This is a genomic window from Dorea sp. 210702-DFI.3.17, from assembly GCF_020560825.1.
In the GTDB taxonomy this organism is placed as follows: domain Bacteria; phylum Bacillota; class Clostridia; order Lachnospirales; family Lachnospiraceae; genus Dorea; species Dorea formicigenerans.
In genome coordinates this window covers 1-2,891 of sequence record NZ_JAJCNB010000065.1, presented here as the reverse complement: position 1 = coordinate 2,891, position 2,891 = coordinate 1, and the positions used below count along the sequence as shown (strand labels likewise).

Here is a 2,891-nt window from a genome sequence, read left to right as displayed (position 1 = left end):
TTGGTTATGCCCTCGACCTATTAGTAACAGTCAGCTCCATGTGTTACCACACTTCCACCTCTGTCCTATCTACCTCGTCGTCTTCAAGGGGTCTTACAACTTTCGTTGGGATATCTCATCTTGAGGGGGGCTTCACGCTTAGATGCCTTCAGCGTTTATCCCGTCCCGGCTTGGCTACTCTGCTATGCTCCTGGCGGAACAACAGATCAACCAGCGGCCAGTCCATCCCGGTCCTCTCGTACTAAGGACAGCTCCTCTCAAATATCCTACGCCCACGCCGGATAGGGACCGAACTGTCTCACGACGTTCTGAACCCAGCTCGCGTACCGCTTTAATGGGCGAACAGCCCAACCCTTGGGACCTACTTCAGCCCCAGGATGCGATGAGCCGACATCGAGGTGCCAAACCACTCCGTCGATGTGAACTCTTGGGAGTGATAAGCCTGTTATCCCCAGGGTAGCTTTTATCCGTTGAGCGATGGCAATCCCACTTTATACCACCGGATCACTAAGTCCTACTTTCGTACCTGCTCCACCCGTCGGTGTCGCAGTCAAGCTCCCTTCTGCCTTTGCACTCTTCGAATGGTTTCCGACCATTCTGAGGGAACCTTTGAGCGCCTCCGATACCCTTTCGGAGGCGACCGCCCCAGTCAAACTCCCCACCTGACATTGTCCCCCGACCTGATAAAGGCCGCTGGTTAGAAACCCAGTACTGCAAGGGTGGTATCCCAACAGCAGCTCCACGGCAACTGGCGTTACCGCTTCAAAGCCTCCCACCTATCCTGTACATGCAATACCGAATCCCAGTATCAAGCTGGAGTAAAGCTCCATGGGGTCTTTCCGTCCTGGCGCAGGTAACCAGCATCTTCACTGGTATTTCAATTTCACCGGGTGCATTGTTGAGACAGTGCCCAAATCATTACGCCTTTCGTGCGGGTCGGAACTTACCCGACAAGGAATTTCGCTACCTTAGGACCGTTATAGTTACGGCCGCCGTTTACTGGGGCTTAAGTTCAAAGCTTCGCTTGCGCTAACCTCTCCCCTTAACCTTCCAGCACCGGGCAGGCGTCAGCCCATATACTTCACCTTTCGGTTTTGCATAGACCTGTGTTTTTGCTAAACAGTTGCTTGGGCCAATTCTCTGCGGCCACCTCTCAGTGGCACTCCTTCTCCCGAAGTTACGGAGTCATTTTGCCGAGTTCCTTAACAATGCTTCTCCCGTCGGCCTTAGGATTCTCTCCTCATCCACCTGTGTCGGTTTACGGTACGGGCGCGATACAAACAATAGCGGCTTTTCTTGACGCATGGCTCACACTCTTCCCTACTCTTAATTCGGTACGCATCACATCTTCGGATTGCCGTACGGATTTGCCAGTACGACTCCTACCTTGCTTGCGCCGGGCTTTCCATTCCCGGCTTGTGCTCTCCACACGTGTCCCCACAGTTCTGTTATATCGCGGTACAGGAATTTCAACCTGTTGTCCATCGGTTACGTCTTTCGACCTGGCCTTAGGCCCCGACTTACCCAGAGCAGATCAGCTTTACTCTGGAAACCTTAGATATTCGGCCGGAAGGATTCTCACCTTCCTCTCGCTACTCATTCCGGCATTCTCTCTTCTATACAGTCCACAGCTCCTTATCGGTACTGCTTCTTCCCGTATACAATGCTCCTCTACCAATGTACAAGTACATTCCTGAGCTTCGGTAGTGTGTTTCAGCCCCGGACATTTTCGGCGCAGGACCTCTCGACTAGTGAGCTATTACGCACTCTTTGAATGTATGGCTGCTTCTGAGCCAACATCCTAGTTGTCTTCGAAATCCCACATCCTTTTCCACTTAACACACATTTTGGGACCTTAGCTGCAGGTCTGGGCTCTTTCCCTTTTGACTACCCAACTTATCTCGTGCAGTCTGACTCCCATACACCATCTACGCGGCATTCGGAGTTTGATATTCTTCGGTAAGCTTTGACGCCCCCTAGGAAATTCAGTGCTCTACCTCCGCAAGACTTGTATGAGGCTAGCCCTAAAGCTATTTCGAGGAGAACCAGCTATCTCCGGGTTCGATTGGAATTTCTCCCCTATCCACACCTCATCCCCACCCTTTTCAACGGATGTGGGTTCGGACCTCCATTGCCTTTTACGGCAACTTCATCCTGGACATGGATAGGTCACCCGGTTTCGGGTCTACTCCGACTGACTCTTCGCCCTATTCAGACTTGGTTTCCCTTCGGCTCCATCCCTTAAGGACTTAACCTCGCCAGCCAGCGTAACTCGCCGGACCGTTCTACAAAAAGTACGCGGTTCCACATTTAAAGTGGTTCCACAGCTTGTAAACATATGGTTTCAGGTTCTTTTTCACTCCCCTCCCGGGGTCCTTTTCACCTTTCCTTCACAGTACTATGCGCTATCGGTCACTAAGGAGTATTTAGCCTTACGGGGTGGTCCCCGCATATTCAGTCAAGGTTCCACGTGTCTCGACCTACTCTGGATACCGCCATGCCAATCGACCTTTCACTTACGGGGCTTTCACCCTCTCTGGCCGGCCTTCCCAGGCCGTTCTGTTAAGTCTTTTGGATCAATTCCGCGGTCCGAACCCCGGAGTGCACGCACTCCGGTTTGGGCTCTTCCGGTTTCGCTCGCCGCTACTTCCAGAATCACATGTTGTTTTCTCTTCCTCCGGCTACTTAGATGTTTCAGTTCACCGGGTTCCCCTCCTAACGTTATGTATTGGCGTTAGGATACCTGAGGTTTGCTCAGGTGGGTTTCCCCATTCAGAGATCTCCGGATCATAGGATATTTGCTCCTCCCCGAAGCTTTTCGCAGCTTATCACGTCTTTCATCGGCTCTTAGTGCCAAGGCATCCACCATACGCTCTTATTAGCATAACCAA

At 52.0% G+C, this 2,891-nt stretch carries 1 rRNA gene; it reads right to left on the bottom strand.

Annotation, left to right across the window (positions count from 1 at the left end):
• A 23S ribosomal RNA gene (locus LI149_RS14825) occupies positions 1-2,889 on the bottom strand.
• Positions 2,890-2,891: the final 2 nt, after the last annotated feature.